Annotated in this window: 21 protein-coding genes; 9 read left to right on the forward strand and 12 right to left on the reverse strand. The window is 64.0% G+C overall.

What is annotated here, in order from left to right; genetic code table 11:
* Positions 1 to 69 precede the first annotated feature (69 nt).
* Both ACQ5ID_RS11990 and ACQ5ID_RS11995 read right to left on the reverse strand, forming a co-directional pair.
* Positions 70 to 609 carry a choice-of-anchor V domain-containing protein gene (locus ACQ5ID_RS11990; protein ID WP_429912676.1) on the reverse strand — a complete coding sequence of 180 codons (540 nt, stop codon included), beginning with the start codon at positions 607 to 609 and terminating at the stop codon, positions 70 to 72.
* Complete coding sequence (locus tag ACQ5ID_RS11995; RefSeq protein ID WP_429912677.1) at positions 609 to 1,616, reverse strand: virginiamycin B lyase family protein; 1,008 nt, start codon at positions 1,614 to 1,616, stop codon at positions 609 to 611. The genes ACQ5ID_RS11990 and ACQ5ID_RS11995 overlap by 1 nt, the downstream gene beginning before the upstream one ends.
* A 231-nt stretch (positions 1,617 to 1,847) precedes the next feature.
* Between ACQ5ID_RS11995 and ACQ5ID_RS12000 the strand changes: the two genes are divergently transcribed.
* The 4 genes from ACQ5ID_RS12000 (at position 1,848) to ACQ5ID_RS12015 (ending at position 5,215) form a co-directional block, all read left to right on the forward strand.
* The gene (locus ACQ5ID_RS12000; protein ID WP_429912678.1) at positions 1,848 to 3,092 is read left to right on the forward strand and encodes a pilus assembly protein TadG-related protein; all 1,245 of its coding nucleotides are present in this window, start codon (positions 1,848 to 1,850) and stop codon (positions 3,090 to 3,092) included.
* Positions 3,093 to 3,097: 5 nt separating this feature from the next.
* Entirely contained in the window at positions 3,098 to 3,526 is a 429-nt protein-coding gene (locus ACQ5ID_RS12005; RefSeq protein ID WP_429912679.1) for a TadE/TadG family type IV pilus assembly protein, read from the forward strand.
* A complete protein-coding gene (locus ACQ5ID_RS12010) occupies positions 3,526 to 3,930 on the forward strand; it encodes a TadE/TadG family type IV pilus assembly protein (protein WP_429912680.1) in 405 nt (134 codons plus the stop codon). Before ACQ5ID_RS12005 ends, ACQ5ID_RS12010 begins: the two co-directional genes overlap by 1 nt.
* Positions 3,931 to 4,039: 109 nt before the next feature.
* Entirely contained in the window at positions 4,040 to 5,215 is a 1,176-nt protein-coding gene (locus ACQ5ID_RS12015) for a PQQ-dependent sugar dehydrogenase (protein WP_429912681.1), read from the forward strand.
* A 3-nt stretch (positions 5,216 to 5,218) separates the two neighbouring features.
* Here ACQ5ID_RS12015 and ACQ5ID_RS12020 read toward each other — a convergent pair whose 3' ends face one another.
* The 6 genes from ACQ5ID_RS12020 to ACQ5ID_RS12045 form a co-directional block, all read right to left on the reverse strand.
* On the reverse strand, positions 5,219 to 8,485 hold the full coding sequence (locus ACQ5ID_RS12020) for an error-prone DNA polymerase (protein WP_429912682.1): 3,267 nt from the start codon (positions 8,483 to 8,485) through the stop codon (positions 5,219 to 5,221).
* Complete coding sequence (locus tag ACQ5ID_RS12025; RefSeq protein ID WP_429912683.1) at positions 8,482 to 10,041, reverse strand: Y-family DNA polymerase; 1,560 nt, start codon at positions 10,039 to 10,041, stop codon at positions 8,482 to 8,484. Before ACQ5ID_RS12025 ends, ACQ5ID_RS12020 begins: the two co-directional genes overlap by 4 nt.
* A complete protein-coding gene (locus ACQ5ID_RS12030) occupies positions 9,956 to 10,675 on the reverse strand; it encodes an ImuA family protein (protein ID WP_429912684.1) in 720 nt (239 codons plus the stop codon). Before ACQ5ID_RS12030 ends, ACQ5ID_RS12025 begins: the two co-directional genes overlap by 86 nt.
* A 374-nt stretch (positions 10,676 to 11,049) precedes the next feature.
* The gene (locus ACQ5ID_RS12035; RefSeq protein WP_429912685.1) at positions 11,050 to 12,072 is read right to left on the reverse strand and encodes a threonine aldolase family protein; all 1,023 of its coding nucleotides are present in this window, start codon (positions 12,070 to 12,072) and stop codon (positions 11,050 to 11,052) included.
* A gap of 53 nt (positions 12,073 to 12,125) precedes the next feature.
* Positions 12,126 to 13,160 carry a restriction endonuclease gene (locus ACQ5ID_RS12040; RefSeq protein WP_429912686.1) on the reverse strand — a complete coding sequence of 345 codons (1,035 nt, stop codon included), beginning with the start codon at positions 13,158 to 13,160 and terminating at the stop codon, positions 12,126 to 12,128.
* 20 nt (positions 13,161 to 13,180) lie between these two features.
* Positions 13,181 to 13,912, reverse strand: coding sequence for a GGDEF domain-containing protein (locus ACQ5ID_RS12045; protein ID WP_429912687.1), 732 nt, complete (start codon positions 13,910 to 13,912; stop codon positions 13,181 to 13,183).
* A gap of 153 nt (positions 13,913 to 14,065) precedes the next feature.
* Here ACQ5ID_RS12045 and purE point away from each other — a divergent pair, with 153 nt between their 5' ends.
* Positions 14,066 to 14,569, forward strand: coding sequence for a 5-(carboxyamino)imidazole ribonucleotide mutase (purE, locus tag ACQ5ID_RS12050; RefSeq protein WP_429912688.1), 504 nt, complete (start codon positions 14,066 to 14,068; stop codon positions 14,567 to 14,569).
* Positions 14,570 to 14,579: 10 nt separating this feature from the next.
* A complete protein-coding gene (locus ACQ5ID_RS12055; RefSeq protein WP_429912689.1) occupies positions 14,580 to 15,647 on the forward strand; it encodes a 5-(carboxyamino)imidazole ribonucleotide synthase in 1,068 nt (355 codons plus the stop codon).
* On the opposite strand, the gene ACQ5ID_RS12060 is transcribed toward ACQ5ID_RS12055, so the two are convergent.
* Positions 15,633 to 16,667, reverse strand: coding sequence for a hypothetical protein (locus ACQ5ID_RS12060; RefSeq protein ID WP_429912690.1), 1,035 nt, complete (start codon positions 16,665 to 16,667; stop codon positions 15,633 to 15,635). The two genes, ACQ5ID_RS12055 and ACQ5ID_RS12060, sit on opposite strands and share 15 nt — an antisense overlap.
* A gap of 72 nt (positions 16,668 to 16,739) precedes the next feature.
* On the reverse strand, positions 16,740 to 16,907 hold the full coding sequence (locus ACQ5ID_RS12065) for a hypothetical protein (protein ID WP_429912691.1): 168 nt from the start codon (positions 16,905 to 16,907) through the stop codon (positions 16,740 to 16,742).
* Positions 16,908 to 17,136: 229 nt separating this feature from the next.
* Here ACQ5ID_RS12065 and ACQ5ID_RS12070 point away from each other — a divergent pair, with 229 nt between their 5' ends.
* The gene (locus ACQ5ID_RS12070; protein WP_429912692.1) at positions 17,137 to 18,348 is read left to right on the forward strand and encodes a pyridoxal phosphate-dependent aminotransferase; all 1,212 of its coding nucleotides are present in this window, start codon (positions 17,137 to 17,139) and stop codon (positions 18,346 to 18,348) included.
* Between the two features lie 128 nt (positions 18,349 to 18,476).
* On the forward strand, positions 18,477 to 18,944 hold the full coding sequence (locus ACQ5ID_RS12075) for a Dps family protein (protein ID WP_429912693.1): 468 nt from the start codon (positions 18,477 to 18,479) through the stop codon (positions 18,942 to 18,944).
* Positions 18,945 to 19,182: 238 nt separating this feature from the next.
* Here ACQ5ID_RS12075 and ACQ5ID_RS12080 read toward each other — a convergent pair whose 3' ends face one another.
* Positions 19,183 to 20,253 (reverse strand): phosphotransferase, encoded by a 1,071-nt coding sequence (locus tag ACQ5ID_RS12080; RefSeq protein ID WP_429912694.1) that lies wholly within the window; start codon positions 20,251 to 20,253, stop codon positions 19,183 to 19,185.
* Complete coding sequence (locus tag ACQ5ID_RS12085) at positions 20,250 to 21,554, reverse strand: amidohydrolase family protein (RefSeq protein WP_429912695.1); 1,305 nt, start codon at positions 21,552 to 21,554, stop codon at positions 20,250 to 20,252. Before ACQ5ID_RS12085 ends, ACQ5ID_RS12080 begins: the two co-directional genes overlap by 4 nt.
* A 100-nt stretch (positions 21,555 to 21,654) precedes the next feature.
* Between ACQ5ID_RS12085 and pepF the strand changes: the two genes are divergently transcribed.
* Positions 21,655 to 23,589: an oligoendopeptidase F gene (pepF, locus tag ACQ5ID_RS12090; RefSeq protein WP_429912696.1), complete on the forward strand. Its 1,935-nt coding sequence runs from the start codon at positions 21,655 to 21,657 to the stop codon at positions 23,587 to 23,589.
* Positions 23,590 to 23,761: the final 172 nt, after the last annotated feature.

Consider the following 23,761-nt stretch of genomic DNA (forward strand, 5'->3'; position numbering starts at 1 on the left):
AAGCTGACCATTGCCGGGGCGCTGGCTCTGATGCTGGCGGTCTGGATCGGCTATACCTGACCGGGCGGCCTACTCTGCCGGTTCCATTCTGAGCTCCAGCGTCAGCACATTGTCACCAATAGGTGACTGGTCGTCGGCACCGCTGACGCTGGCGGCGTGCAGGATAACCGGCTGCGCTGCATCCTCCGGTGCCACCCATTCCAGCTCCCATACCGCCTCGCCGTCCTCAACGGGCTGCGGGGCGGAATGGCTGGCATAGATCACCTCGTCCAGCGTGCCTGTCTGGCTGCCGCTTCCGGCACCGAGCTGGCCGGCGCTGGCACCGTCTTCAAACCTTGCCGAGAGCTGGAAGCCCGCCACGGCGGCATCGGCGTCCATCACGCGCACGAAGAAGCGATAGCGCTCTCCGGGCGCGTACACATCCACCCCCTCAACGCGCAGGGCGATGTCGTCGCCTTGCGAGCCGCCGAAATGACAGGACGCGCAGCTCCCCTCGCCAAACCCGCCCGTATGGCCCAGCAGCGCGCCCTCAGGGAATGCGATTGCGGACGGCAGGAAGGCAAGGCTGGCAGAGGCGAGCGCCCCTGCCAGCCAGAGACGGCGCTTCATTATGGCGCGTCCTGCACGGCGGCGCGTCCGATTGTGTTGGTGTCGGCACCGAACCAGATGAAGCGGGTCTCGCCGTCAAACACCATGTGGCGCACCGTGCCGCCGCCCGAAGGAACGGCCACCGGGGCGGTGAAGGTCTCGGTTTCCGGATCAAAGCCCACGAACAGATTCGGCTGCGGGCCGGTCTCCACGAACCAGAGCATGCCATTATCATCGCTGGCCATGGCATAGGGGCGGGAATCTTCGCCCGAAGGCGAGCGCCATTCGGTGATCTCCTCGCTAGAGGGGTCATAGCGGCCGATATAGCCGTCGGCGTAATCGACATACCAGACCGTGCCATCGCCGGGCAGGGCCATGCGGCGGGGCCGTGTGGTCTCGCGCGGCAGGTCGATTTCCTGAATTTCGCCATCTACGATAGTCGCCAGACGATTGGTGCCGAACAGCACGGCCCAGGGCTGGTCATTATCATCGACCAGCAGGCCATAGGGGCGGGAACCTGGCCGTTCCACATCCCACAGCGTGATCTCGCGGGTTTCGCGGTCCATGAAGCCCAGCTGATTGGCACCCTGCAGGGTGAACCAGAGATTGCCCTCAGAATCAAAATCCATGGTGTGGACGTCGCGGCGGCCATCGCCGGGTATCTCGATAATGTCGATCTCGCGGGTTTCCGGATCGACAAAGCCGATATGGCCGACGCGATTGCCTGCATACCAGGCGCCTTCTTCGTCCGCGATCACGGTGTGCGGGCCAGCGCCGTCAACGAGATCGGTGCGGGTAAACTCGCCGGTTTCAGGGTCAAGCGTGGCCACATAGTGCGTGCGCTGGCCGACAAACCAGATCGTGCCGTCAGGGGCGACATAAGGGTCACGCGGCCGGCTTTCCTCGTAAGGCACCGTCCATTCATGGATATCCACCGTCGCGCCATGGGTCTCCTGCGCGAGTACGGCAGGGCTGGCCGACAGGGCGAGCGCCGCGCTCAAAGACAGCGATTGCATGAGGCGTGTCATCAAAAGTCCTCCCGTTCGTATTTTCATACCGGAAGTAACTCTATCGCGCCGGGCCGGTTCCTGCAGGAAGACCCGGTTCACGCCTTCGTGAGGGCGCAGGTGCATAGCCGCTTGCCTGTAAGCCCGGCGCGAAATGGAGCGGATTTGGTAAACCACTGATTCACCGAACTTTTTTATAGGCGCTTAAGGTGTGATCATCATCCTGATGTGTGGATTGCGCGGAAAGAAGCGATGATCGCGAACATCAGGGGCCATCTGACGGGATTTTTTGGGGACCGGCGCGGACAGATTGCTGTCATCGCCGCGATTTGCGCGCCTGTGATGATCGCCGGTGCCGGTATCGGCGCCGAGAGCGGCTATTGGTACTTTCAGCAACGCGTGGCGCAGATGAGCGCCGATGTGTCGGCATTCGCCGGTGCTGTGGAGGCTCGCAGCGGACAGCCCCTGGAAGTCATCAGCGCGACCGCGCTGGCCGAGGCGGAACGTCATGGCTACCGTCCGGCTCGGGGGGGTATCGAGGTGAACAATCCGCCCCTGAGCGGGGCCAACCGGAATATCCGGTCGGTCGAGGTCATCATCCAGCAGACCCACCCGCGCCATTTCTCTCGCATGTTCCTTGATCGCGACATCACCTTCACGGTGCGTGCGGTGGCCCGTTTTGACGAGCCGGGTCCGGCCTGCCTTCTTGCGCTCGATCCTGCCGGCGAGCAGTCGCTCCTTTTTTCGGGATCGACGGATGTGACCCTCGCGGGCTGCGATCTGATGTCGAACTCGATCAATACCCAGGCATTGGCCATTACCGGATCCGGGCAGGTCATCACCTCTTGTGCCAATTCGGTCGGGGGCATGAACATCTCCGGTCAGCTTGACCTGACCGATTGCCTGGAGCCGCGCCTGAACATGCCGCCGGCCCTGGACCCGCTGGCCGATCTCGTCCCGCCGATTGCCGGGGGGTGCCGTAACCTGCCCGCTGGCGGCGGGGGTGGACTGCGCACGATCAGCCCGGGGCGGTATTGCAATGGCATGACCTTCAACGGAGATGTCCATCTCGAGCCAGGCGTCTACATCGTTGATGGCGGTGCGTTCCGCCTGAATGGCGGCGCCCATGTCACGGGCGACGACGTAACCATCTACCTCACGAACAATGCGACCGTGCAGATGAACGGTAATGCCGACATCTTCCTCAGCGCGCCGGAGACGGGCGAGTATGCAGGCGTGCTGTTCTGGGGGGACCGGGACAATGCGGCCAATACCACCGCTCAGTTCAACGGCACAGCGGCCAGCTCGCTCAAGGGTGCGCTCTACTTTCCGTCTCAGACCCTCAATATACGCGGGAATTTCTCCGGCAGTGATGGTTGTATGCGGATCATCGCCTACCGGGTGGAAATGAGCGGTAACTCCAGCCTGAACATCAATTGTTCACGCTCGGGCATGGTGTCGATGCAGACCCCCGGCTTTGTCCGGCTGGTGGAGTAGGTGTGATGCTCCACTTCATGCGGTTCAAGGGTTTCCTGCGGGATAGGTCCGGCAGCCCGGCGGTGGAGTTTGCCTTGCTGGCGCCGGTATTTCTGGTTCTGATCGTCGCGGCCAGCGATGTGGCCCATATCGCGTTCCAGCGTTCGGACATGACCGGCGCGATCCGGTCGGGCACCCAGTATTTCATGGCCGGGGGTACTCATCCGGACCGGGCAAAGGTGATTGTGGAGGATGCCTGGGGCTCGCGGCCTGACGAAGCGGTAGTGCGGGTAGAACGCATCTGCGAGTGCGGCGATGTGGAGGCGTCCTGCAACCTGCTCTGTCCGGATCAGAGCGTGCCTCTGGCTTATGCGGTGATTACGATTGAAGCGCCGATGGCCGGGCTTTTCCTCACGCACTATTCCTCCGTGAGCGACAAGGTGAGGGTACGCTGATGCCATATCGGACCTGGCAGCGCTTCCTTGCCCAGACTGCGGGTACCAGTGCGGTGGAGTTTGCCATGCTGGCACCGGTTTTCATCGTTTTGCTGGTGGCAGGCGTGGCGTTCGGTCAGGGCTTTTACGCGATTGGGTCGGTCCAGTGGGCTGTGGAGCGCACGGCGCGCGATCTGATGATTGATGGCAGTCTGAGTGAGGCCCAGTATGAAGCACGTGTGCGGGCCTTGACGGAGAATTTCACCGGCATGGATTTCGATGTCAGCTACGCCACGGAGAATTACGGCGAGATCGAGGTGATGCAGGTGCGCACCATTCTGCGCTACCCGGTACGGATTCCGCTGATGGACCCGGTGTGGCTGACCTATCCGGTTGAAACCTATGCGCCGCGCCCTGTGGGGTAGTGAAAGCAGACTCTGGACGAGCGCCTCAGTTCAATTCGGGTTTTTTCGGAACCTTGATGGCGCGCGCCGGTTGAATGGGCCAGCTACCCGACACCTGCTGGAGGCACCCATGATCCTGCCGCTGAGGACTATGCTCCTGACAAGCTCTATTATTTTCGCCAGTGCGCCCGGATTGGCGCAAGAGGCCATCGAGGCTGGCGGACAGGCGCTCGCCCTGCACACGGTTGCCACCGGCCTTGAGCACCCTTGGGCGCTCGCCTTCATTACAGATGACACCTATCTGGTGACTGAGCGCAACTCGGGCGCGCTGCGGTCCGGGAATGTGAATGGCACCCTGTCAGACCCGATCTGGGAAGCGGACGATCTGTTCCGTTTCGAGGGCGAAACCAGCCGCAGCCAGGCGGGCCTGTTCGATGTCCAGCTGCATCCGCACTTCGAGGAAAACGGCTGGGTCTATATCAGCTATTCGCGGCAGACCGAGCGCGGCGCAGCGCTTGTCGTGGTGCGCGGAACGGTCTCCCGGGAGGACAGGGACGTCACCTTCAGCGATGTCGAGGACATCTTCGTGATGAAGGAGGACGATCAGGATTCCAGCGGCCTGCACTTTGGCGGGCGCATGGCGTTCGATCCGTCCGATGCCTCGCTGTTCCTGTCGGTCGGTGAGCGGCGTAACATTTCCCGTTCGCAGGACGCCAGCGATCAGGCAGGCGCTGTACTGCGGATGACCGATAGCGGCGAGGCCCACCCCGACAATCCGTCTTTTGAGACCGAGGGAGATGGAGAGTTGTCCGATCCGTATGTCTACGCAATCGGTGTGCGCAACATTCAGGCACTCGCCATGCGCCCCGGCGGCGGCCAGCTCTGGGCTGCTGACCATGGCCCTGAAGGCGGCGACGCGATCCGCCACCTTGCCTCCGGCACCAATCATGGCTGGCCCTTCGTCACTGGCGGCGAGGATTATTCCGGCGCGCCGCTCGGTGTGGGCGAGCAGATGGAAGGCATGACCCCCGCCGTGCATGTATTTGATGAGACTATCGCGCCCTCGGGGCTGGCATTTGTCACTGCGGAAAGCGCCTTCCAGGACTGGTCAGGCAATATGCTGGTCGGCGGGCTCTATGCCGAAGGCGTGGTACGCGTGCAGTTGCAGGGTGATGTGTTGGCAAGTCAGCAACTGATCGAGCTTGGCCATCGCGTGCGTGACGTACGCAATGGCCCTGACGGTGCGATCTGGATGGTCACAGACCACGCTGATGGCGTTGTGCTGCGCCTTGTACCCGAGGGCTGATGCTCAGTGAAAATCCCGGCTTTTGGGGATGACGCGCACATCGCGCGGATGGCGGGCGTGCGAGCTGTCCTTTGGTGGCGGGCCGCGCCGCGCCATGACGGGCCGGCGCACCTCATCGACCGGGGCCATCGCGCCGTCCAGCATCTCGCGCTGGGCGTCCTCGCTCAGGTAAAGGAGATCGCCGGAGCGGTCCTCCAGCCTTTCCGCGATGATGTGGGTGACATTGTCGGCCGTCTGCACCCGGCCCGTCACGGCGAGGATACGCGCGCCCATCACGACCGGGCGGAATTGCTCTGCCACCTTCTTCCAGACAATCAGATTGGCGATGCCGGTCTCGTCCTCGATGGTGATGAAGAGCACGCCCTTGGCGGTGCCGGGTTTCTGGCGCACCAGCACCAGCCCGCCTGTACGCACCCTGCGGCCCGTCGGCGTGGTGCAGGCTTCCTGTGTTGTCGCGAGGCGTTCCTCGCGCCACAGCCCCCTTAAAAGCGCCATGGGATGGCTTTTGAGCGACAAGCGGAGCGTCTGGTAGTCCTGCACGACATGCTCAGACAGCGGCATTTGCGGCAGCTCCGTGCGTGTCTTCTCCACCCCATCGCCCGCCAGCGCCAGCAGGGGGGCCGGGGCCTCGACTGTCTCGCCGCGTATCGCCCACAGCGCCTCGCGCCGGGAGAGGTCCAGCGAGGTGAAGGCATCGGCGCTGGCGAGCTTTTCCAGCGTGGCGCGCGGCAGGCGCGTGCGGGCGCGAAGGTCTGCCGGGCTGGCATAGCCATCACCGCGCAGGGCCGTCAGCCGCGCCATCTCTTCTTCCTTCAGGCCATCAATCTGGCGTAGACCCAGACGCAGCGCGAAGGGCCATTGGCTGCCTTGCGCGGGTTCCAGCGTATTGTCCCAGCCCGAATGGTTGATGTCGGCGGGGCGCACCCCCACCCCATGCTCCCTGGCATCGCGCACGATCTGGGCGGGCGCGTAGAACCCCATGGGCTGAGCGTTCAGCAGGGCGGCGGCAAACACCTCCGGATGGTGGCATTTGATCCATGAGGAGACATAAACCAGCAGCGCAAACGAGGCAGCATGGCTTTCAGGAAAGCCGTACTCGCCAAAGCCCTTGATCTGGTCAAAGCAGCGCGCGGCGAACTCCGGCGCATAGCCGCGCGCCACCATGCCCTGCACCATCTTCTCCTCGTAATTGCGGATCGTGCCTACGCGCCGGAAGGTCGCCATGGCGCGGCGCAATCCATTGGCCTCGTCGGGCGTGAATTTGGCGGCATCAATGGCGATCTGCATGGCCTGCTCCTGAAAGAGCGGCACGCCGAGCGTGCGATGGAGGATGCTTTTCAGCTCGTCTGCCGGGCCATGCTCCGGCGCGGGCGAGGGATAGGTGACGGCTTCAGTGCCTTTGCGGCGGCGCAAATAGGGATGGACCATATCGCCCTGTATGGGGCCGGGGCGCACAATGGCGACCTGGATGACGAGATCGTAGAAGGCTTGAGGCTTCAGGCGCGGCAGCATGTTCATCTGCGCGCGGCTTTCCACCTGGAAGACGCCAAGGCTGTCGGCCCGGCACAGCATTTCGTAGGTGGCCTTGTCGTCGGGCGGGATGCTGGCGAGCGTGTGGTGGATACCCTTGTGCTGCTCGAGCAGATCAAACGCCTTGCGGATGCAGGTCAGCATGCCGAGCGCCAGCACATCCACCTTCATGATGCCCAGCGCATCGATATCGTCCTTGTCCCACTCGATGAAGGTGCGGTCCTCCATCGCGGCATTGCCGATGGGCACGGTCTCGGTCAGCAGACCCTTGGTCAGCACGAACCCGCCCACATGCTGGGAGAGGTGGCGCGGAAAGCCGATCAGCTGGCGGGTGAGGATGATCGCGCGGCGGATCATCGGGTTTTGCGGGTCTAGGCCGGCTTCGCTTATGTGTTTGTCCTCGATCGTCTTCCCCCACGAGCCCCAGACTGTGCCGGCGAGCGCCGCCGACACGTCCTCGGTCAGACCCAGCGCCTTGCATACCTCGCGCACGGCAGAGCGCGGGCGGTAGGAGATGACGGTGGCGGTCAGCCCCGCCCGGTGGCGGCCATAGCGGGCATAGACATATTGCATCACCTCCTCGCGCCGCTCGTGCTCGAAATCGACATCGATATCAGGAGGTTCGCGGCGCTCCTTCGACAGGAAGCGCTCAAAGAGGAGGCTGCTGGTGGCGGGATCAACGCTCGTGACGCCCAGGCAGTAGCAGACAGCGGAATTAGCCGCCGAGCCGCGCCCCTGACACAGAATGCCTTGCGCGCGCGCCCACGCCACAATGTCATGCACGGTGAGGAAATAGGCCGCGTAGTCCAGCTCCGCGATGAGGGCGAGTTCCTTCTCCAGCAGCGCCTTCACCTTGCCCGGCACGCCTTGCGGGTAGCGCCAGTCCGCGCCTTTCCAGGTGAGGTATTCCAGATGACCTTGCGGGGTGGAGCCGGGCGGCACCGGCTCGTCCGGGTATTCATAACGCAGCTCATTCAGGCTGAAAGTGCAGCGCGCGGCGATGTGCCCGGTTCGCGCGATAGCGGCCTCAAACCCGGCAAAGAGGCGGGTCATCTCGGCCGGGCTTTTCAGGTGCCGCTCGGCATGGGGTTCGAGGCGGAAGCCTGCCTCCTCAATGGTGCAGTGCTCGCGTATGCAGCTCATCACGTCCTGCAAGGGGCGGCGTTCCGGCGCGTGATAGAGCACGTCATTCACGGCGATGATCGGCACGCCTGCGCGGCGTCCTAGCGCATCCAGCTGGGCGATCCGCTCCCGGTCCCGCCCCCGGTATCGCCAGGCAGCGGCCAGCCATACCCGCCCCGGCCAGAGCGCGCCCAAACGGGCCAGCACGGCCTCGAAGGCGGCATCGGGTTCTTCCGGTGGGATGATGATGAAGCACTGGCCGTCAGCGGCCTCCATCACATCCTCAAGGGTCAGGTGGCATTCGCCCTTGGGGGCTTTCATCTTGCCTAGCGAGATGAGGGCGGAGAGGCGGCCATAGGCGGCGCGGGTTTCGGGGTAGCAGAGAAGGCTTAAGCCGCAGGCCAGGTCCAGCCGCGCCCCGACCAGCAGTTTCAGCCCGTGTTCCTTCGCCGCGATATAGGCGCGCACCACACCGGCCAGTGTGTTGCGATCCGCCACGCCAATCGCGGAAAGCCCCAGCGCCTTGGCTTGTTCCACAAGCTCGCCGGCATGGCTTGCCCCGCGCAGGAAGGAGAAATTCGTGGTCACCTGCAGTTCGGCGTATGGGGCGGCGCTCATGGGAACAGCCCGCACACATACCAGCGCGGAGTGCCGCCGCGCTGGTCATCGTAAAGCCCTTCGCGCATCAGCCAGTAGCGATGCCCGTCCTCATCCTCCACGCGGTAATAATCGCGCGCGCGCACGCCGTCCGCCCTGCCCCGCCACCATTCCGGGCCGATCCGCTCCGGCCCGTCCGCGCGCGCCACGCTGCGCGTCACCCGCCGCCAGGTGAAGCGCGCGGGCGGACCGTCGGGCAGGATGGCGATGGTTTCCACCAGCTCTGGCCGGTCGAGCACGATGAGCGGACGCGGGCCAGTGCGGTGGGTGGTCTGTGGCCAGGGTTTCAGCGCGCCGGGAAAGGGTGTCAGCGCCTCGCTGCGGCCCGGCACATGGCTCTCAAACGGCGTGAAAACGGCCACCAGATCATCGCCCAGCCTTGCATTCAGCCGGTCCACCAGCGCGGCTGTCTCGGCCGCGTCCGCGCCCGGCAGGGCCGCGCCATCGGGCAGGGCGGAGGCAATCGCTTCGAGCGGGCCAGTGCCATGGGCGGAGAGGGTCATCAGGTCGATGCCAAAGCCCGGATCCATCGCCTCAAGGCGCGGCGCGAAGAGCTTCGCGATAGCGCCCGCATCCCGCCCCGGACGGGAGAGGGCAAGGCTGGCACTGGTACGCGTGCCGTCAGAGCGATAGCCGGTGAGGATGAAGCGCCGCGCCCCCTTGCCCGCCTCTTCCAGCTGGCGCGTCAGCTCGGTGAGCAGCTTGGAGAGTGCATCCTCGATTCCCTCAAGGCTCAATAGCGGTTCCGGGCCGGAAATCCGCGCGGTGAAGCGCGCGGGCGCTTTCAACGGGATCAGCGGCTCCGGGCGCAACCCCAGCGCCTGATCGAGGCGTAACAGCACGTCCTGCGCGGCCTCGCGATTGCGGAAGCGGCGGGCAAGGGCGGTGCGCTCGATTGCGAAGAGCTGGCCGATGCGGGTCAGGCCGAAACGGCGTAAAGTCTGCGCCGTGCCAGCCTCCAGCCGCAGGGCAGCGATGGGCAGGGCGGAGAGTGCTTCGCGCGCCTTTCCCGATCCACTGATCTGCACCGCGCTGTCGCCAAACCGGGCGAGCGCCCATGCCGCGCCTGCGCTATCGGCCAGGCCCAGGCGCGGGGTAAGGCCCAGGGTTTCGAGCGCGCGCTTCATGGTGGCCAGAAAGGCATCCTCCCCGCCGAACAGATGCGCGCAGCCTGTCACGTCGAGGCGTATGCCGTCCGGCCCGTCCATGGCGGTGAGGGGGGAAAACCGCGTCATCCAGAGGGTGAGGCGCTTCAGGGCGATATGATCGGCTTCGCGATCAATCTCTTCGGCCACCAGCTCCGGCACGCGGGCGCGCGCATCGGTAAAGCGAAGCCCCGGCTCCAGCCCCAGCGCGCGTGCGCCATCGTTCACCGCCGCCAGCGTGCGGCCATGTACGCAAGTCTCGGTCAGCACGAAGGGCGCGCCGTCCTCAACCGGCCAGGGCCCGGTGCGGGCGCGTTTCAGGCGCTCCATCGGCCAGTGCGGGAACCAGACGCACACGAAGCGGCGCATCATCCATCTCCATCAGAAATGTCTCTCCGGCCCGTTGCGCAAATTCGCGCGAGCGCTCCAGCGTGACCTGCCAGCGCGCGCGTCCGGGCGCGCGTGGATCAAACGCATTGGGCGCAGAAGGGGCCGCCGCCACCCGCCAGCGATTATGCGCGGCCGTCGCCCCTTCAGTGCGCCATGAACGCACGAGGATGACAGGCGTGGCGCTTGCCTCATGGGCCAGCGTCAGGCGGCGGGTGAAGGTGAAATCAGCCGCCTCCACTTCCGCGATGACGGCCCCGATGGCGCGTGAGCGCGCGGCCTCGTCAATCGCGCGCAGGGCCGCATTGTGGTCGCGGGTCTCCACCAGCATCACGCGGGCCGGGTCCGCGCCGAGTGCTGCCAGCCCGCGCGCGCTGATCCGCCCCAGATCAAGGCGCTGGCGGCGCGTGCGCACCCACAGCCAGCCTCCGTGGCCCCTTGTCTGCGCAAATCCCACCGCCAGCCCCAGCGCGGCTGCCATGTCTGCAAAGGCGGCGGGGGCGATCTCGTGTACGCCCTGCAAGGGTGCGCCGAGCCTGTCTTCCAGACGCGCAGCCTCACTCTCCACGTGCGCGGAGAGACGCTTCAGGGGCAGATCGGTGAGGATCGCACGGGCCATATGTTCTTATTTTGTTCTTACGGCCAAGAGTCAAGAGGGGTGATTCGGATATCCTTTTTTGGGCAGGCCCGGCATGGGTCGAGCATCGCCAAAAGACTGGATCCCGGGTCAAGCCCGGGAACCCGGTTGATAGGTAGATGATGTAAACCACCGGGGTCCCCCGCCCCGACGGGGGACCCAGAGATCAAAGCACGAAATCTCGGAACCCAGCTGGCGCGCAACGCCCCAAGGCCGACCGTGCCAATGCGTGGAATATCGCAACGCGGCCTGCCCCCGGCTACGATCGGGGATGCGTTGCGGCACTAAAAGAGGCATGGCTCCCCCGGACCTCGCTTGCGCTCGGCCGGAGGATGACAGCGTGGGGGTTGAAAACCCTACCCCCGCGCGGCCTTCACCACGCGCGCCACGTCTTCAGGCTTCGTCTGCCAGCTGGTGACGAAGCGGAAGCCGCCATGGGGCCAGGGGTAGAAACCGGCATTGACGGCGTTCAGCGCATCGACGGTTTCTTGCGGCAGGTCGATGAAGACCTCATTGCCTTCAACCGGGTGGAGCAGTTTCGCGCCGGGAATGCTTGCAAAACCTGCGGCCAGTTCGCTGGCCATCGCGTTGGCGTGACCGGCCAGCTCCAGCCAGCGGCCACCCTCCAGCCAGGCCTCGAACTGGGCGGCGACAAAGCGCATTTTCGGCAGCATGTGCCCGGCGCGCTTCTGGCGCACCTGCAAGGCAGAAAACCGGTCCATGACAGAGGGGAAAAGGATCACGGCCTCTGCCGCCAGTGCCCCGCCCTTGGTCGCGCCGAGGCTGAGCACATCAACGCCAGCGCGCCATGTAATGTCTGCCGGGTCGCATTTGAGGAAGCTGAGCGCATTGGCAAAGCGCGCCCCGTCCATGTGAACGCGCATCCCGCGCGTTTTGGTGATCCCGGCCAGTGCCTTCACAGCCGCCACATCATAGGCGGTGCCGGACTCGGTCAGGTTGGAGAGACTGAGCACGGAAGGCGGGGTGGTGTGCACGAACTCTGACGGCCATTCAGCCAGTGCTGCTTCCAGCGTTGCAGGCGTCAGGCGCGCATGATCGCCATGCAGGGGCACTAGCTTGGCTCCGCCGGTGAAGAATTCCGGCGCGCCGCGCTCGTCGCGGTGAATATGCGCCTCGTCATGGCAGAGGATCGCCGTATCACCCGGCGCCAGTACAGACAGCGCCAGCGCGTTCGAGGCCGTGCCCGACACGGTAAGCACCAGTTCCAGATCGGTGGAAAATATCTCTTTGAGCTGCGCCTTCACCCGCGCCGAGACGCTATCACTGCCATAGCTGGCCTGCGCCCCCTCATTGGCGCGTACAAGCGCCTCCAGAAGGGCAGGATGGGCGGGTGCGGTGGTGTCGGACAGGAAGCTCATGGGCGCGCAGCTGACACGAGAAAAGGCGCGCGATCAATGCCTTGAAGCGGCGCTCAGGCGACATCATCGTCAGGCACTAATGTCCAGAGACGTTTCAGCGGCAGGTCGGCCCGCACTTCTTCTGGGAGGTGCTCGTAGACGACAAATAAGGCATCCAAGACTTCATCTCGATCCCAAAGGCGGACACGAAAATAAAGTTCGTTCACCCGACGCCGGACAGTGTCCTTGAAACCAGACCAACTAACGAGAAGTCCATTATCCGCATGGGTGTCTTGTATGCATCCAAGAAGTCCTTGCAGGGTCGGTTGGTCAACGACGACGGAGCCCGACTTAACCTGAACTACCAGTTTCGGGCCTTCGAACCCCAGCGCACCTTTTCCGGCAACAATGTCAACACCACGATCGGGACCGGGAGGACTCACTTCAGTTCGATAGCCTTGCGCTCGCAGGATCGCCGCGACCAACTCTGTAAAGCCATGCCCACTGAAGTTCGCCTCGATGTGTTGTTCGATCTGCTGACGCGCCAGATCAGAGAGATCGACGGCGAGCGAACTATCGGGGACCACTTCGTCTGCTGGGCCGTCCAAGTCTGAGTTTCCGAAGACGGGGCCGGGATCAGACCCGATTGTCGCTAGAGCCGAGAGCCTTTCTGCGGCGTTGTTTCTGCTGATCTCGCAGACCGTCTGCGATGCGCCGAGGCTAAATCGGAGATCTTGTTTGACTGCTGGTCGTGGCAAATCAGTTCGAAGCCATTCTACTTTTCTTGCTGGCGATGAACCATCAGCTTGAAAATAGTCGCTTGATATGCGGCCGATGGCGATTTCGCGTGTCGTCTTGAGTGGGACAACCGCTAAGTCACCAATTATTGCTTCATTCTTGAATTGGTTCAGCTGAGCAGCCCAATTTTGCAACGTACCTTTTTTCTCGTCAGCGTACTGATGCTTGAGGAAATCCAGTATCTCTTCGCGATCTGACGCTTTCGACATATCGGCGTCGAATTCCCAGCCGGTCGCGAGAATCCCGCTTTTTAATGCGCTGGCTTCGCCCTCGCCATATTTCCCGAGCCTGACGAGCCAAGCGCGTGTCATGCTTATTCCTTTCGGGAGTTTCAGGCGACCGCCTGCTTGCGCGCATACATGGCGGCATCGGCTTCGGCCATGGCGGTTTCCGGCGTAATGCCGCGTTCCAGCGCCTGCACGCCCCATGCGGCCTTGAGATGCAGCGTCTGGCCTTCAAAAGGAATGGCCGCTGCTGCAATGGCCTCGGCCAGCTCCTCGGCCTTGCGCTCTGCGGCTTCGACCGCGGTGAGCACCAGGACCACGCCAAACTCGTCGCCGCCGAGACGGCCCACTGCATCGGTGTCGCGCAACCGGGCGGCAAGCGTATCGGCAACGACTTTCAGGGCCTCGTCCCCGGCGGCGTGGCCGTGCGTATCGTTGATCGCCTTGAAGCCGTTAAGATCGAAATAGACCAGCGCTGAAGGTGCATCATGGCGCTCGGCGAGGGACAGGGCTTTCGATACCTCACGCAGGAAGGCACGCCGGTTGAGAACGGGCAGTAGCACGTCACGGTCAGCGAGGCTTTCCAGATCGCGCACCTTGGCGCGCAGCGCATCGGTTTCCTTGCGCAGCTGGTCCACCTCGCCCATCAGGGTGAGGAGCGCGCGCTGGACATTCGGGGTCAGTTCCGCTTCCGGCACGCCCATGATGGAGGCTGTATCGCTGGCGCGCCGCACCGGAGAGGGGGCAGATGCCGCGCTTGCGGCCTCGCTGCGCACAGTGCCGCCAACCGGCCCGGCAGACGCCACATTGCCCGCTGCTCCACTGGATCGTACCCGCATATCCCCGATCCTTCCCAATCGACTCAAGGATGCAGTCTTGGTGATCGTGGTTAATAAAGGCTCAAGCGGGTTTGCCAGGGTGGTTCACCTGCCGCTTGACGCGCAAACGCTTATGGCTAGGCTCGCGCGCTTTCCGCTGCCCGGAGGCTGCGTATGGCGACCCGTTTTCCTGATCCCTCACCGCCCGTAGCGGTCATTATGGGCTCGCGCTCGGACTGGCCGACCATGCAGCACGCCATCGAAGCGCTGGACGCTCTCGGTGTGGCCCATGATGCGCGCGTGATCTCCGCTCACCGCACGCCAGACCGCATGGTGGATTTCGCCAAGTCGGCAAAGGCGCGCGGCGTGAAAGTGATCATCGCCGGGGCAGGGGGCGCGGCCCATCTGCCGGGCATGGTCGCCTCGCTGACCGAACTGCCCGTGCTCGGCGTGCCGGTAAAGTCCAAAGCCCTCAAAGGGCTCGACAGCCTTCTGTCCATTGTCCAGATGCCCGGCGGTGTTCCCGTTGGCACGCTGGCCATTGGCGAGGCTGGCGCGAAGAATGCCGCGCTGCTGGCAGCCTCCATACTGGCGCTGACCGACACTGGCCTTGCAGACCGGTTGACCGCCTGGCGGGCCGGCCAGAGCGATAGCGTTCCCGACAGTGTAGAGGACTAGGCCCGCCATCATGCTGAAGCCCGGCGCGCGTATCGGTATTCTCGGCGGCGGCCAGCTGGGGCGCATGCTGGCGATGGACGCGGCGCGTCTGGGCTTTGACGTGCACATCTTCACGCCCGAGGACAATAGTCCTGCCGCGCGCGTGGCGGCGGCCTGCACGGTCGCGCCCTATGACGATCTGGACGCCGTGGCGCGCTTTGCGGCCGGCGTTGATGTCGTGACCTACGAGTTTGAGAACGTACCCGTAGAGACCGCGCGCAAGGCGGCTGAACACGCGCCGTTGCGCCCCGGTGTGAAAGCGCTGGAAGTGTGTCAGGACCGGGTGACGGAAAAGCGCTTCGTCAATGATGCCGGTATCGAGACGACGCCCTGGCGGGTAGTTTCCAGCATGGACGAGGCTGAGGCGGCGATAGAAGCGCTTGGCGCGCCTGCCATCCTGAAAACGCGGCGTATGGGTTATGACGGCAAGGGGCAGCAGGTAATCCGCAAGGCCGAAGACGCCGCTGCTGCCTTCGAGGCGCTGGGCGGTGTGGCCTGCATTCTGGAAGCGTTTGCGCCGTTCACGCGCGAAGTCTCGGTCGTCGCCGCGCGCAGCGTTGAGGGGCAGATCGCGGCCTACCCGCTGGCGGAAAACCAGCATGAGGGCGGAATCCTGCGCACCTCCATCGCCCCGGCGCCCGGCGCGGATGTGCTGGCCGGGGAGGGCCTGCGCATTGCTACGGCCATCCTTGAAGGGCTGGGCTATGTGGGGGTGCTGGCGGTGGAGTTGTTCGTGCTGGAGGATGGCCGCCTGTGGGTCAACGAGATTGCCCCGCGCGTTCACAATACCGGCCACTGGACGATGGATGCCTGTGCAGTCAGCCAGTTTGAGCAGCATGTCCGCGCCGTGGTTGGCTGGACGCTTGGAGATCCGGCGCCCCATTCCGCCGCCCGCATGGACAATCTGATCGGTGGTGATGCGCTGCGCTGGCAGGCGCTGGCCTCCGAGCCGGGCGTATGCCTGCACCTCTATGGCAAGGGCGAGGCGCGGACGGGCCGCAAGATGGGCCATGTAAACCGGCTCTCACCGCTCTCCTGACGGATCAAGCGCCCTTCGCGGGGTGATGGACGGGCTGATGCCCAGATGGTCGGTGCGGGTGGACCGGTCACGTTCCATCGCGTTCAGCAGCGGCGAGCGGCGGGTCTGCTCGCGGTGCTCATTGGCCATATGCACGCGCAGCATCTGAAGTGTGGACGGATTTGCCCCCAGCTGGGCCAGCTCGTATTCCAGCCGGGACATGTTCTCGGCGAACTCCAGCGGTCCCCGGCTCATAGCCCGGAGGTGATAGACGGCCAGTTCAGCCTGGGCGGCATTGGGGGCATCGCCGCAATCGCCGACTTCCCGGTTGGCATCACCTGATGACAGGCAGAACACCTCGGCTATGACCGCGCTTACACCGCCCTCGATAGGGCTGACCTGAAAATCTTCCACGCGCAGCCCGGTCTCGGCGCGCGCGGCAATTGAAGCAAAGGTCGGTATGCGCCGTTCCACGATGGCGGCGTCTTCCTCTTCAGGCAGGATAGTGTCCACCGGTGTATCGGGCGGTGTGACGGAGAATGCGCGCCCGGCGGTATCGGTCCGGGGCTGGGCAGGGCGCCGGGGTGTTTCGGGTGCGTCAGGGTCCGCAGGCCGGGTGCCGGTTTCAGATACCGGCGCGGGCGGTGTGTCGTCAGGCTCCGCTTCCACGGCCGTATCGGGCGGCGTCTCCGGTTCTTCTGATGTCAGCTCTTCGCCGTCGGTGTCACCGGCCGCTTCGGACTGGGCTGAGTCTGCGCTGCCGGCATCGCCGCCGGTGTCTGCGCCCGCTTGTCCCCTGTCAGCCAGCAAGGGCACGTTGAGCGGCAGATCGCTCTCGGCATCGCTGGCGCTGATGGTGAAGAAGCGCAGCTCGATATTGGTGCCGGTGCTGACAAAACGCTCAAGGGTTTCCGGCGGCAGCGCGGCAATCGCGCCGATAGCCCCGGCATGGAGAAGGCCCGCGCAAATATAGGCGCCCAGCCGCAAGCGGCTGAACGCGGGTGCCGATGCACGGGAAAGGGCCGGTCCACGAACGCTCACGATTATGAGAGATGGCCGCTGGTGGCGGCCGGTTCAAATTAAATCGGCAGCAATGTCAGTGGCGTTTGCGCGCTAGCCTTCGCCGCTCTGGGCGATGAACAGGCTGGAAGATGTATCTCCCAGCACGCCAGAGGCATGGGCCAGAACCAGGCAGGTGCCAAACATGGCAATCGCGATGAGAAGGGCGCCCAGGTTGATCTCCCGGCCCGGACGGCCATTGCCAGCAGAAAAGTCAGCCATGATCCCCTCCCTCTTTTCAGAGCCCACGCTCTGAGCTGATCCGATGAATGCCTGATGAACAGATTTCCCGCGCTTCGCGGCCCGGAAAAGTTCAAAATCGGGCGAACTCAAGATCAATTACGGCACAAAGAAGGCATCAACTCAGTGCCGCAGCGCAACACGTATTGCGGTTTACGGTAAACGGACGGTAGTTTCCCTCCGCCTTCCACCACCCGCATCAGGAGTGTCCATGTCCGCCCCGTTCGAGGTTTCCAAAGCCCTGTCCCGCGTCCAGCCCTCTGCCACCATCGCAGCGACCCAGAAGGCGCGTGAGCTCAAAGCCAAGGGCATTGATGTGATCTCGCTGGGTGCGGGCGAACCCGATTTTGATACTCCCGACCACATCAAGGAAGCGGCCATTGAGGCGATCCGGCGCGGCGAAACCAAATATACCGCCGTGGACGGTATCCCGGAGCTGAAAGAGGCGATCTGCGCCAAGTTCAAGCGCGATAACAGCCTAGTGTACAAGCCCTCGCAGGTGAATGTGTCGCCGGGTGGCAAGCCGGTGATCTACAACGCGTTTGCCGCCACGCTGAACCCCGGAGACGAGGTGATCGTGCCTGCGCCTTACTGGGTCAGCTATCCCGACATGGCATTGCTGTGCGGCGGCAAGCCTGTGTTTGCCGAGGCCACGGCAAAGGACGGCTACAAGCTGCGCCCTGAAGCGCTGGAAGCGGCCATCACGCCGCGCACGAAATGGCTGGTGCTGAATTCGCCGTCAAACCCCACGGGCGCTGCCTATTCAGCCGATGATCTCAAAGCGCTGGCAGAGGTTCTGGAGCGTCACCCGCATGTCTGGATCCTCACCGACGACATGTATGAGCACCTCGTCTATGATGGGTTCAAATTCGCCACCATCGCTGAGGTCGCGCCGTCGCTGTACAACCGCACACTGACCATGAATGGCGTGTCCAAATCCTACGCCATGACGGGCTGGCGCATCGGTTATGCCGCCGGGCCGGAAGCGCTCATCAAGGCGATGGCCAAGGTGATGACGCAGACGACCTCCAACCCGTGCTCGATCAGCCAGTGGGCGTCTGTCGCCGGGCTGAATGGCCAGCATGATTTCCTGAAACCGCGCAATGAGGCGTTCGTGCGCCGCCGTGATCTCGTACTGCGTCATATCGCGGCCAGCGACGGGCTGGATGCGCCGGTGCCGGAAGGGGCGTTCTATGTCTTCGCCAGCTGCGCCGGACTCATCGGAAAAACCTCTGGCAAGGGCAAGGCGCTGAAAACGGATGGCGATGTGTGTGACGCGCTGCTGGAAGAGGCGCATGTCGCGGTCGTTCCAGGCACGGCCTTTGGCTCCGGCCCGGCTTTCCGCATCTCCTATGCAACGTCCGATGAGGCTTTGGAAAAGGCTGGCACGCGCATAGCGGAGTTCTGTGCGTCAGCACGCTAGTATAGAAATTTTCTATAAGTTGCAGTCGGCGTTCCAGTTGGATTGGAACGCGCAGCGCCCCTATACGTAAGGCAGTGAGACCTTACCGGGCGGCTCCCTCGCCGCCTTTTCGCAGACAGGAGTATGTCATGCAGATCAATATGGGACTGAGCCAGGCGCAGCGCGAGGAAATGGCCGAGGCCGTGACGCGGCTGCTGGCCGACACCTATGCGCTTTATTTCAAGACGCATGCCTATCACTGGAATGTGACGGGGCCGCGCTTTCACGACCTCCACGCCATGTTCGAGACGCAATACACCGAGATGTGGACGGCAACCGATGACATTGCCGAGCGTATCCGCGCGCTCGGCGTGATGGCCCCGATCTCCTATGACGAGATCACCAATTCCGCCTCGATCCGGCCCGACAGCAAGACGCCCAAGGCCGACGAGATGGTCGCCAATCTCTTGGCTGGCCACGAGACGGTGGTGCGCACCGCCCGCGCCGCGCTGGAGCTGGCCAATACCCATGGCGATGAGGCGACGGCAGACATTATCGCGCCGCGTGTGACCGCGCATGAGAAGATGGCCTGGATGCTGCGGGCAACGCTGGGGTAGGGGGCTCTTCTAGTTCCGCAACGCATCCCCCGATCGTAGCCGGGGGCAGGCCGCGTTGCGGTGTTCCGCGAACCCCCGCCTGCGCGGGGGCAGGCAGTCGCGGGCGGCCGGTCGCCCTTGCGGCCCCTGACGGGGCCGTGATGGCTCCCCGGCGCGCAGCGCCGCAAGCGCGAACGCGCGCCCGAGCTAATGCGAGGCGCGACGCACGGATGTGCGGAGCATCACTAAAAGATGCCCTCTAAGCCTTCTCCGCGATCGTCCAGGCGTATTCGGCCATCGGTTCTACGAGAGCGCCAAGTTCCTTCGCGCGCTCGTTGGACGCATTGCCCTGCAGGCCACGGGCGTAGACGCCCTGGGCGATGCCGGCCAGGCGGAAGATGTTGTAGGCGATATAGAAATCGAGCTTGGGGATGCCGCTGCGCCCGGTGCGTTCGCAATAGGCCGCGACGTATTCTTCTTCCGTGGGGATGCCGAGCGATTTCAGATCCACACCCAGAAAACCGGAGCGTATCTCCTTGGGCGTGCGCCATTGCATGAGCTGGTAGGTGAAGTCCGCCAGCGGATCACCCAGCGTGGATAGCTCCCAGTCCAGCACCGCGATGACGCGCGGCTCGGTAGGGTGGAAGATCATGTTGTCGAGGCGGTAATCGCCATGGACGACACTGGTGCGCTCCTGTTCGGGCGCATTGGCCGGCAACCACTCGATCAGCCGGTCCATCGCCGGGATGGGGCGTGTTTCCGCCGCCTTGTACTGCTTGGTCCAGCGCCCGATCTGGCGCTCGAAATAATTGCCCGGCTTGCCATAGTCCGCCAGGCCCGCTTTCTCCACATCAATCGCGTGCAGCTGGGCCAGTGCGGCGTTGGACGCGTCATAGAGCGCGCGGCGCTCTGACGGCTCCATGCCCGGCAGATAGGCATCCCAGAAGATGCGCCCCTCGACGAATTCCATCACGTAGAAGGCCGTGCCGATGATTTGCGGGTCTTCGCACAGGCCGAACATGTGCGGCGCGGGGAAACCGGCTTCACCCAGCGCTTTCATCACCGTGAACTCACGATCCACGGCGTGGGCAGAGGGCAGGAGCACGCCGGGCGGCTTGCGGCGCAGCACGTATTGGCGCCCTGGCGTTACCAGCTTGTAGGTCGGGTTGGACTGGCCGCCCCGGAACTGGCTTACCTCCAGTGGCCCGGCATAGCCGTCCACATGGGTTTTCATCCAGTTTTCCAGCGCCTTTTCGTCAAAGCGCAGGGCGTCCGCGACGGATTTGGTGCCGGAAAACTGGGCGTCGAGTTCGGATTGTGTATCGCTCATGGGGCTTTGTGTATCACGCCTGCCGCCATGACAAAGTCCACATCTCGCAATTGAGAGATATTTTCCAGCGGATTGCCATCCACCGCGATGATGTCGGCATGAAAGCCCGGTGCGATGCGGCCAATCTCGCCTTCCATCTGCAGATGGCGTGCGCCATTGATGGTGGCGGCGATGATGGCCTGTTCAGGTGTCATGCCAGCTTCCACCATCAGCTCGAACTCGCGTGCGTTGTCCCCGTGACGGCTGACGCCTGAATCCGTGCCGAACGCGATCTGGACCCCGCCCCGGTGGGCGCGGCGCAGCATGTCGACCATCTGCGGACCGACCTGCAGCGCCTTGGCGCGCTGGAAGGGTGTCATCCAGGGCGCGTCGGCTTCGGCTTCCAGCGTGACGAATTCACCGGCCATGACGGTCGGCACCAGGAAGGCGCCTGAGCTGCGGAAAAGCCGGATGGACTCATTATCCAGAAACGTGCCGTGCTCGATGGAGTGCCCGCCCGCAGCCAGGAACGCATTCACCCCCGTCACGCCATGGGCGTGGGCGGTGACGCGGCGGCCCATCATTTCGGCGGCCTGAACGATGGCGCGCAGCTCATCGTCCATGAACTGCACTTCGATGCCGGCGGCCGTGTTCGACAATACCCCGCCCGTGGCCGTGATCTTGATCGTGTCCACGCCTGCCTGAATGAGCGAGCGCACGGCGCGGGCGCAGTCTGACGGGCCATTGCACGCGCCGGGGCTGGAGAAGTTCTCGATTACGCGCTGGTTGAAGCCGTTGATATCGCCATGCCCGCCGGTGGGCGTGATGGAGGGGCCAGCCACACGCATGCGCGGACCTACCGCATCGCCGTTGCGGATGGCATTGCGCAGGGCCAGGATCGCTTCGAGATCACCGCCGACATCCTGGACGGTAGTGAAACCTGCCTCCAGCGTGCGCCGTGCGTGACGCGTACCGATAAAGGCGCGGTCGGCACTGGACAGGGTGAAGGGCTGAATACGGCTGTCCGGTCCGCGCTCGCTGAGCAGGTGGACGTGTGCGTCAATGAGGCCGGGCAGCACCCAGTGCGAGGTCAGATCGACAATCTCCGCGCCATCGCGGGCGACATATCCGTCCTCGATGGAGTCGATACGTCCGTCGCGCACGATGATGGAGGCGCCATTGCGTACCCGCTCGCCGGGAACGGCGATGAGGTGGCCGGCATGAATGATGGTGACGCTGGTCTCGCTGTCGGCGCTGTCCAGTGCCAGCGCCGTTCCGGCCAGCGCGATGCCGGCCAGCAGGGCCGTAAATATGCGTGTCATGTCAGCCTCCCCGTAAATCTGTCTTCCCGCTTTTGTCGGACGCGCCGTGCCGGAAAGTCAAATCCTGATCACGGGGTTGTGAGATGTTACAACAGTTTAAGTGGACGTACTGGTCCTCGTGCCGATCATCTCGCGGTCTTTCAACACGGGGGAGCTGGCCATGCGCCGCAATATCATCACGCTTCTGGCCTGCACGGCCGTCATCGCGCTGGCACCTGCCAGCCACGCACAGGACGCCCCGGCGCCTGATGCGCGCTGGACCTGGGACGTCACCGCCCTTTACGCCGATCGCGAGAGCTGGGACGCCGACCGCCGCACCGGGCTTGAACAGGCCGGCGAGCTCGCGCAGCTCGAAGGCACGCTCGATGACGGTCCCGATGCCTTCCTGCGGGTGATGCAGGCCTATTCGGATGCCATGCGCACGGTGATGCGGGTGTGGACCTATGCCGGACTGGTCGCGGACGAAAACCTCGCCGATCCCGAGGGCCAGGCCCTGCGCCAACAGGCCATGGCGCTGTATTCAGAAATTTCCCAGGCGGGCGCATGGATCGATCCAGCCATCATCGCGCTGGGCGAGGAGACAGTGTGGTCGTATTTCGAGGCCGAGGCCGAGCTCGCGCCTTTCCGCCAGATGGTCCGCACCACCCTGCGCCAGGGCGAGCACACCCTGTCTGACCAGACCGAGCGGGCGCTGGCCGCCCTGAGCCCGGCCACGAGCGCGAGCTACACCATATACGGCCAGCTGGCGAACTCCGAAATCCCCCGGCCTACCATCACCCTGTCGGACGGGACCGAGCTGCTGGTCAATTCTGCCGGTTATGCGCGTGGCCGCGCTTTAGATAATCGCGAGGACCGTATTGCGGTGTTCGACGCCTATTGGGGTTCGTGGCAGCCCTTTACCGGGTCAGTCGGCGCGGCGCTGAACGGCCACGTCCAGAACGCAGTCGCCCAGTCCCGCCTGCGCGGCTATGACAACGCCCTGTCTGCGGCGCTGTCTGGCGGCAACGTGCCCGAGGAGGTCTATCGCACGCTGGTGGCGGAGACCAATGCGGCGCTGCCTGTCCTGCACCGCTATTTCGCCCTGCGCGCGCGGCTGCTGGGGGTAGAGGATCCGGCCTATTACGACATCTATCCCGACATGGTTGCCATCGACCGCGATTTCGGGATCGAGGACTCCATCGAGCTGACCCGCGCCTCCCTCGCCCCGCTGGGCGAGGACTATGTGGCGATGTATTCCGACGCGGTCTCCCAGCGCTGGATGCATGTCTATCCGCAGACCGGAAAGACCTCCGGCGCCTATGTCAGCGGGGCGGCTTATGACGTTCACCCTTACGTCCTGCTGAACCACCAGGACGACTACAGCTCTGCGACCACCTTCACCCACGAATGGGGCCACGCCCTGCACTCTGTGCTGGCCAATGAGGCCCAGCCCTTCGAGACGGCGCGCTATTCGATCTTCACCGCTGAAGTCGCCTCCACAGTGCATGAATTCCTGCTTCAGGAGCACATGCTTGAGACCGCGCAGACGCCGCAGGAGCGGCTGTTCTATCTTGGCAACGCGCTGGAACTGCTGCGCGCGACCTTCTTCCGCCAGACCATGTTCAGCGAGTTCGAGCTGGCCATCCATGAGACGGTGGAGCGCGGTGAGCCTCTGACGGGTTCGGCGATCACCGCGATCTATGCCGATGTCGTGCGCCGCTATCACGGGCATGACGAGGGTGTGATGCAGGTCGATGACCTCTACACCCATGAATGGATGTTCGTGCCGCACTTCTACATGAATTTCTATGTGTACCAGTATGCCACTTCGCTTGCGGCGGCTGCCTATTTCACCGATCTCATTCTGGAGGGAGATGAAGAGGCGCTGGAGCGGTATCTGGGCGCGCTGCGTGCAGGCGGATCGGACGATCCCTATCAGATCCTGCTTGATGCAGGCGTAGACCTCGCCACCCCAGAGCCCTACCGGGTGCTGGTGGAGCGCATGGAGCGCACCATGGACGAGATGGAAGCTATCCTTGCCGAAATGGAAAACTGATCAGTCCTTCCCCCTGTGATCCCCGGGCCGCCTGGCGGTTCCGGGGACAAAGGGCTGGGCCCCGACTTGCGTCGGGGAAACGCGGGATGGGTGGGTCGGGCACACCAAATTAGTTGCAAATGATACTATTTTCCGGCAAAAGACCGGGGAGTTCGCCGGACGGGCGGAGCGG

It is taken from the genome of Glycocaulis sp., from assembly GCF_050485565.1.
Lineage (GTDB): Bacteria > Pseudomonadota > Alphaproteobacteria > Caulobacterales > Maricaulaceae > Glycocaulis.

What these genes read in the sequence shown, in the direction of transcription:
- ACQ5ID_RS12025 (WP_429912683.1), bottom strand. Translation starts at nt 10,041, where the DNA reads ATGATGCGCCGCTTCGTGTGCGTCTGGTTCCCGCACTGGCCGATGGAG.
- ACQ5ID_RS12065 (WP_429912691.1), bottom strand. Translation starts at nt 16,907, where the DNA reads ATGGCTGACTTTTCTGCTGGCAATGGCCGTCCGGGCCGGGAGATCAAC.
- ACQ5ID_RS12035 (WP_429912685.1), bottom strand. Translation starts at nt 12,072, where the DNA reads ATGAGCTTCCTGTCCGACACCACCGCACCCGCCCATCCTGCCCTTCTG.
- ACQ5ID_RS12040 (WP_429912686.1), bottom strand. Translation starts at nt 13,160, where the DNA reads ATGACACGCGCTTGGCTCGTCAGGCTCGGGAAATATGGCGAGGGCGAA.
- ACQ5ID_RS12080 (WP_429912694.1), bottom strand. Translation starts at nt 20,253, where the DNA reads ATGAGCGATACACAATCCGAACTCGACGCCCAGTTTTCCGGCACCAAA.
- ACQ5ID_RS12000 (WP_429912678.1), top strand. Translation starts at nt 1,848, where the DNA reads ATGATCGCGAACATCAGGGGCCATCTGACGGGATTTTTTGGGGACCGG.
- ACQ5ID_RS12020 (WP_429912682.1), bottom strand. Translation starts at nt 8,485, where the DNA reads ATGAGCGCCGCCCCATACGCCGAACTGCAGGTGACCACGAATTTCTCC.
- ACQ5ID_RS12045 (WP_429912687.1), bottom strand. Translation starts at nt 13,912, where the DNA reads ATGCGGGTACGATCCAGTGGAGCAGCGGGCAATGTGGCGTCTGCCGGG.
- ACQ5ID_RS12015 (WP_429912681.1), top strand. Translation starts at nt 4,040, where the DNA reads ATGATCCTGCCGCTGAGGACTATGCTCCTGACAAGCTCTATTATTTTC.
- ACQ5ID_RS12085 (WP_429912695.1), bottom strand. Translation starts at nt 21,554, where the DNA reads ATGACACGCATATTTACGGCCCTGCTGGCCGGCATCGCGCTGGCCGGA.
- ACQ5ID_RS12030 (WP_429912684.1), bottom strand. Translation starts at nt 10,675, where the DNA reads ATGGCCCGTGCGATCCTCACCGATCTGCCCCTGAAGCGTCTCTCCGCG.
- ACQ5ID_RS12075 (WP_429912693.1), top strand. Translation starts at nt 18,477, where the DNA reads ATGCAGATCAATATGGGACTGAGCCAGGCGCAGCGCGAGGAAATGGCC.
- ACQ5ID_RS12005 (WP_429912679.1), top strand. Translation starts at nt 3,098, where the DNA reads ATGCTCCACTTCATGCGGTTCAAGGGTTTCCTGCGGGATAGGTCCGGC.
- ACQ5ID_RS12070 (WP_429912692.1), top strand. Translation starts at nt 17,137, where the DNA reads ATGTCCGCCCCGTTCGAGGTTTCCAAAGCCCTGTCCCGCGTCCAGCCC.
- ACQ5ID_RS11995 (WP_429912677.1), bottom strand. Translation starts at nt 1,616, where the DNA reads ATGACACGCCTCATGCAATCGCTGTCTTTGAGCGCGGCGCTCGCCCTG.
- ACQ5ID_RS12055 (WP_429912689.1), top strand. Translation starts at nt 14,580, where the DNA reads ATGCTGAAGCCCGGCGCGCGTATCGGTATTCTCGGCGGCGGCCAGCTG.
- purE (WP_429912688.1), top strand. Translation starts at nt 14,066, where the DNA reads ATGGCGACCCGTTTTCCTGATCCCTCACCGCCCGTAGCGGTCATTATG.
- ACQ5ID_RS11990 (WP_429912676.1), bottom strand. Translation starts at nt 609, where the DNA reads ATGAAGCGCCGTCTCTGGCTGGCAGGGGCGCTCGCCTCTGCCAGCCTT.
- ACQ5ID_RS12010 (WP_429912680.1), top strand. Translation starts at nt 3,526, where the DNA reads ATGCCATATCGGACCTGGCAGCGCTTCCTTGCCCAGACTGCGGGTACC.